This is a genomic window from Parendozoicomonas verongulae, assembly GCF_009711465.1.
GTDB lineage: Bacteria > Pseudomonadota > Gammaproteobacteria > Pseudomonadales > Endozoicomonadaceae > Sansalvadorimonas > Sansalvadorimonas verongulae.
The window spans coordinates 1-6,261 of sequence record NZ_SMME01000708.1 but is presented as its reverse complement, the minus strand read 5'-3'; the positions used below and the strand labels follow the sequence as shown (position 1 = coordinate 6,261).

At 48.6% G+C, this 6,261-nt stretch carries 6 protein-coding genes; 5 read left to right on the top strand and 1 reads right to left on the bottom strand.

Annotated features, from left to right (window positions below):
* Positions 1–401 precede the first annotated feature (401 nt).
* The 3 genes from E1189_RS03450 (at position 402) to E1189_RS25865 (ending at position 2,510) form a co-directional block, all read left to right on the top strand.
* Complete coding sequence (locus E1189_RS03450) at positions 402–767, top strand: hypothetical protein (protein ID WP_155158654.1); 366 nt, start codon at positions 402–404, stop codon at positions 765–767.
* A 280-nt stretch (positions 768–1,047) separates the two neighbouring features.
* A complete protein-coding gene (bamJ, locus tag E1189_RS03445; protein WP_155158652.1) occupies positions 1,048–1,662 on the top strand; it encodes a BamJ family beta-barrel-assembly machinery protein in 615 nt (204 codons plus the stop codon).
* A 170-nt stretch (positions 1,663–1,832) separates the two neighbouring features.
* The gene (locus E1189_RS25865; RefSeq protein WP_329601882.1) at positions 1,833–2,510 is read left to right on the top strand and encodes a response regulator; all 678 of its coding nucleotides are present in this window, start codon (positions 1,833–1,835) and stop codon (positions 2,508–2,510) included.
* Between the two features lies 1 nt (position 2,511).
* Here E1189_RS25865 and E1189_RS03435 read toward each other — a convergent pair whose 3' ends face one another.
* Positions 2,512–3,402, bottom strand: a complete 891-nt coding sequence (locus tag E1189_RS03435) for a hypothetical protein (protein ID WP_155158649.1) — start codon at positions 3,400–3,402, stop codon at positions 2,512–2,514.
* Between the two features lie 85 nt (positions 3,403–3,487).
* Here E1189_RS03435 and uvrC point away from each other — a divergent pair, with 85 nt between their 5' ends.
* The gene (gene uvrC / locus E1189_RS03430) at positions 3,488–5,326 is read left to right on the top strand and encodes an excinuclease ABC subunit UvrC (protein ID WP_155158647.1); all 1,839 of its coding nucleotides are present in this window, start codon (positions 3,488–3,490) and stop codon (positions 5,324–5,326) included.
* Positions 5,327–5,419: 93 nt separating this feature from the next.
* The gene (gene pgsA, locus E1189_RS03425) at positions 5,420–5,989 is read left to right on the top strand and encodes a CDP-diacylglycerol--glycerol-3-phosphate 3-phosphatidyltransferase (RefSeq protein ID WP_155158646.1); all 570 of its coding nucleotides are present in this window, start codon (positions 5,420–5,422) and stop codon (positions 5,987–5,989) included.
* The last annotated feature ends 272 nt before the right edge of the window (positions 5,990–6,261 follow it).

Here is a 6,261-nt window from a genome sequence, read left to right as displayed (position 1 = left end):
TATGCGAAAGCAATGGTCCGGGTACTTAACAGGGGATGTCAAATCCAGCTTCAATAATGGGGAAGCCTCGGCTTTACGTTACCTATCCTTGCTCGTTATATATGCTTGCTAATATGTTACTGGTTTTTTATAGCACTCTGTAGGATTTCATTGTCAACTGTTAACTCCCAACAATGGAGTGTTGCAAGTTATTCATGGATGTTGTTTTTCTAATGTAGCGAAGTAGTAATATGTACACTAGTTTTACGAATTATACGCGGTTTCTTTGGAGCGGGTTCAAGTATTACTCAGAGAGTATTTCTAACTCAAACCTTGTAAGAGGCTTAGAGTATAAGTGTCAGGAGAGAGCAATTCATGTTAGAGAGAGAACAGTCTCTGCAATAAGAGATGAAGATTGTGCCATGGTTGCATTTCGATATATTCAAAGTAAGCAAGGCATGCGTAATTCTGTAGTCAATACCTGTCTTAGTGGTTTTTGTATAGGATTTTCTTTAGGTATTCTTTCTTCGAATCCTGCGAACTCTTTTGTGGGCTTATTAGTCTTTGTACCTCACATGATTGCACAGGCTAGAAATGCACCTCATTTTTCGGAAACTTGCAGTATGGCTAGAGATTTTTTAAAGAGGAATGTTGATGATACTACCTATTCTGAAATTAAAGCCCTCAAATATAATGGTTCTGATATGAAAAAACTACAATCAATATTGGCTCCAAAATTCAATACCAGAGTGTTTGATAATTTTATTAAATACAAAGCATTGCCTTAAAGGTGTTCTGGGAAATGATTTTATGAGATATCTCTCATCATGTGCCGCTGTAAGTGTAACCAGAGTTCTCTTGTTGCACTAACTGGTTTGATTTAGGTACTCGTTACATGAGGGGGTACATTTTACTGACTGCCTTGTTGGGAGCGGCTTTGTACGATCCTGGTTTACCTCGGGCATTGCCTCGTGGGCTGATCTTGCCAGTGCTGATTTAGATCATCCTTGTATTTGCCAGAGGTTTCCCGCAGACTCCGGCGTTTTCAACAAAAATGAAGTGATATTGATGTCCCGATTCGAATCCATGGAACAGAAGGCCAGTTACGGTGTTGGTCGTCAGATGGGTGACCAGCTTGCTCGTCAGACTTTTGAAGGTCTGGACGTAGCTGCCGTACAGCAAGGTCTTGCGGATTCCCTGAACGGTGAAGAGATGGCTGTATCCCCTGAAGCGATCAACGAAGCGTTTCAGGTCATCACCAAGAAAATGCAGGAAGTGGCTGAAGCCCGTTCCGCTGAAACCATCGCTGCTGGTAACGCATTCCTGGCTGACAACGCTACCCGTGAAGGTGTAACTGTGACCGAATCCGGTCTGCAGTACGAAGTGCTGACCAAGGGTGAAGGCGAAGCGGTTTCCAAAGAGAACACTGTTCGCGTTCACTACCACGGCACTATGATCGACGGCACTGTCTTTGACAGCTCCGTAGCCCGTAATGATCCAGCTGAGTTCCCCGTTACCGGCGTTATCGCTGGCTGGGTTGAAGCGCTGCAGCTGATGGTTGTTGGTGATAAGTTCAAGCTGTACATCCCTCAGGATCTGGCATACGGTGCAAACGGTGCTGGTTCCATTCCTCCCTACTCTGTTCTGGTTTTTGAAGTAGAAGTTTTGGCTGTTGTAGGCTGATAATCACTTCTTATCAGAATTGATAGCGGCCGGGCTTCATGCTCTGCCGCTTTTTTCGGACCTTTATAAAAGGTGTTTACCTTGCATTTTGAGCTGGTATGCTCTTGAGAACAGGTGAAGTTTCTACGGCAGGACGCCGCAACTAATAATGATAATAATCGGAGTGTTCTGTGGCTCTCATTCGTGTTCTTGTGGCCGACGACCATGAGCTTGTACGGTGTGGTCTTGTGCATATGCTGGCCGATTCCAATGGTATTGAGGTTGTTGGTGAGGCCTGTTCTGGCGAAGAGGTATTGTCTTTCTGCCGTGAAAATTCTGTTGATATTGTTTTGATGGATATCCGTATGCCGGGGATTGGCGGGTTAGAAGCGACTCGTCGTCTGCATGGCAGTTGTCCGCAGTCACGGGTTATAGCGTTGTCTGCTCTGGACGATGCCGTCCACTCGCGCAAAATTCTGGAGGCTGGTGCCTGGGGTTACCTGACCAGAGGTGGTGATTTTCAGGAGATGGTGCAAGCGGTTCAGACTGTCTACGCAGGGCGTCGTTATATCTGTCCGAATATCGCTCAGGAAATGGCTGTTCAGTCGTTCTCCCAATCCGAAAACCCTTTCGTCAATCTCTCTCCCCAGGAATTCCAGGTGGCCATGATGGTCATTGACTGCTTCAAAACTTCACAGATTGCTGAACAGATGAAGATCGAGACGAAAACCGTGAACAGTTATCGCTATCGTATCTTTGATAAACTGGGAGTGACTAACGATGTGGGGCTTACACGCCTGGCTATACAGTATGGGCTTGTGGATGTGGGCCCTTCCCAGAAGAAAGGCCCGATAGAGGTGGTTTCTTAGCTTATTTCTTTAGCTCTGGTGAGGGAATTCCGTGCTCCCGCCGCTTGTAGTGATAACGCAACTTATTATGCACGACTTCGAAGTAGACACCGCTTCGGTACAGGTTTTCAGAAATGGTTTCTGGTTTTAAACCCGCATCGAACATCGTAGTCAGGTGAGCCTTGAAGGCACTGCGGTTTTGAACCATTTCGCGATACAGTGGGAAGTTCAGGCCAGTTTCCATAAAAGACATGAACATGGCCGTGTAGGTCTTCATCTTGACCATCAGACTCGCTTTGCTTTTTCCTTCCAGATTTTCGTGCCACTGGCTCATGGCATCCACCTCGGGTTCGCACTCCACGCTGGTTTGGCGCAGTACCGACTCTGTCGAGCCTTTAGGTACCTGAACCAGGCAGGCTGTGACAGCATACTCCGTTGAGGTTCGACTGCCTTTATAGAATCGGCCGGATGCCTGCTTGGCCGTCCACTCCTTCATTTTATTGGTAAACTCTTTCATCAGGATGCCAACAGGAGCAGCTTGCTGGGTCAGTCTGAACGGGCGTTCGCGGGTACTGCCTTTCAGCTCTTTGATGGCTTCGTTCATTAGCTCATCATAGCTTTTCTTAGGGGAGGATTTTCGGCTCGACTCCAGCCATGCAAGGTAATGGTCACGAAGCAGGTAACGAAATCCAAGGCTCAGGCGGCCGATGGAGTGTCGGTTCCAGGCTGCGGTGGTTGCTCCATAACTCAGAGCAAGAGGGCGCATATCACTCATGAGTTTCTGGCGCCTGGTTTCACGCTGAATCGTCGTCTCAGGCTTTGCCTTTTCGTTTGGTGTCGCCAGGAGAGCGGGAGGTGTACTCAGCAGAGCCGTGCAGAGGGCGACCTTAATAACAGAGCTAAACAATTTCACAGCGTCTCATCCTTGAGTGTCGTGACTGTTGTGAGTCTAGCAAAGACTTAGGTAACCTATAGGGGAATCTAACCGGCCAGTCAGTATGTCATCGCAACCATCTTCTCCTTTTGATCACAAAACTTTTTTGAAAACGGCTTCCGAACAACCTGGCGTTTACCGCATGGTGGACGAAGAGGGGGGAACGCTGTATGTAGGTAAGGCTAAATCGCTAAAAAAGCGGCTGGCCAGTTACTTCCGATCACAGGGACGCAGCGTTAAGACCACCGCCATGGTGGAGAAAATTCGTTCGATTGAAACGATTGTTACCAACAGTGAAGGTGAGGCACTGATCCTTGAGCAAAACCTGATTAAGGATAATCGTCCGCCTTATAACATTCTGCTGCGGGACGATAAGTCATACCCTTTTATTTTTCTCTCGGAAGGGCAGTGGCCGCGACTGGGTTTACACCGCGGTACCAAACGCAAAAAAGGGCGCTATTTCGGCCCGTATCCCAGTTCTGGTTCTGCGAAAGAAAGTCTGGTGCTACTGCAGAAAGTCTTCCGTGTGCGCCAGTGTGAAGACAGTTACTTCCGCAACCGTACTCGCCCCTGTCTTCAGTACCAGATTCAGCGGTGCAAAGGCCCTTGCGTGGATTTGGTGGATGAACAGGAATATCAGCAGGATGTGCAGGACTCCGTTAGCTTTCTGGAAGGAAAGAGTCAGGAGCTGATTTATGATCTGATCAGTCGTATGGAATCCGCCTCGGAACAACTGGAGTTTGAGACAGCGGCCAGCTATCGGGACAGTATTCATCAACTGCGCAAGGTGCAGGAAAAACAGGTTATTACTGTGGAATCCGGCGATGCGGATATCTTTGGTGTTATCAGCGAACCCGGTGGCAGTTGTGTGCTGGTGATGTTTGTGCGCCAGGGACGAATGCTGGGTACACGGCATTTCTTCCCGGGCTTCAGTCATGATGACAATCTTGCAGAAAACCTGGAGAGTTTTCTGGGGCAGTTTTATATCAGTCTGGCGGAGAGTCGGGACTTTCCCCGGGATATTCTGTTGCCGATAGATATTCCCGGTCATGAGGCTTTAGCGGAGGCTATTCGTACGGTGGCAGGTAAGACGGTTCACCTGCGCCATAAGGTGCGGGGGCAACGCAAGGACTGGCTGGATCTGGCAGAGCGCAATGCTCGCCACACGTTGAACACCTATCTGGCGGATCGCCGTAATATTTATGAGCGGTTCCTGTCGCTGCAGCAGGCATTATCCCTGGAGGACATGCCTGAGCGTATTGAGTGTTTTGATATCAGTCACACCATGGGTGAAGGCACAGTCGCTTCCTGCGTAGTGTTTGATCAGGAAGGTGCCCGCAAGAGTGACTATCGACGTTTCAATATTCGTGACATTACCCCTGGGGATGACTATGCCGCTATTGAACAGGCCGTTGAGCGTCGTTACAGCCGTGTGCTGAAAGAAGAAGGTATGATGCCTGACCTGTTATTGATTGACGGTGGTATTGGTCAGTTGAATAAGGCTATGGGTGTGATGAATCGATTGCAACTGAACGACATAACCGTATTCGGCGTAGCAAAAGGAGAAACCCGTAAACCAGGGCTGGAGGTGTTGATTAATGGTCGTACAGGGAGGGAGTATGCGCTGGATGCCTCTACGGCGGGTTTGCATCTGGTTCAGCATGTGCGGGACGAATCACACCGTTTTGCAATCACCGGCCACCGTCAGCGTCGTGACAAAAAACGTACACGCTCTCAGCTGGAAGATATTCCCGGTGTAGGTGCTAAACGGCGGGCGGCGCTCTTATCCTTTTTTGGCAGCGTGAAAGGCGTGCGGGAAGCTTCGGTGGAGGAATTGGCAAAAGTACAGGGAATCAGTCGTGCGATTGCACAACAGATCAGGGATGCATTGCATGCTGAGTAAGAGAACAACTTTCTGCTATGCCATTAGAGTAGGTGAGCTGGTAGACTTGGCAGCGGCCAGTGGGCCAGATATCAAGGATTTAAGCCGTACACCATGAATATTCCGAATATACTCACTCTTCTTCGCCTGCTGCTGATCCCGGTTATCGTGGTGATTCATTACCTGCCGTATCAATGGACATATATTGCGGCAGCTTCGGTGTTTATGGTGGCATCGTTTACCGACTGGTTTGATGGCTACCTGGCCCGCCGCCTGAATCAGACGACACCATTCGGTGCATTCCTTGATCCTGTTGCTGACAAAGTGATGGTCGCTGTGGCTCTGGCAATCCTGATTGAGAAGTTTGACAGCCCACTGATGACCACGGCTGGCCTGATTATTATCAGCCGTGAGATTGTGATCTCTGCACTGCGTGAGTGGATGGCTGAGCTGGGTAAGCGCACCAGTGTGGCAGTGAACTATATCGGCAAACTGAAAACAGCAGCGCAGATGGGCTCTATCACACTGTTGTTGTTGACCAAGAGTGATGCGCTGGGTACAGGCCTTGTCGGTTTCAGTGGACTGGCCTTATTGCTGATTGCTGCAGTACTGACTATCTGGTCCATGATGGTGTATTTGAAAGCAGCATGGCCAGATCTGACACCGTTTAAGGATGAAAAGTAAAATTCTTTGTATATCAACGCCTTGACATATAACCGCAGAAACATAAAATAGCGATCGTTCTCCAGGGTGAGCCAGACAGGTTGCTTTAGAGAATGAATGTTGAGGGAATAGCTCAGCTGGTAGAGCACAACCTTACCAAGGTTGGGGTCGTCTATCCAAAGTTCGGCGAATCTCGTTTCCCGCTCCAAATCTCTCTTGTAGAGATATAGAAATAACAGGTATGCTGATACTTGTTAATGAAAGGCGAGTTAGCAAAGCGGTTATGCAGTGGA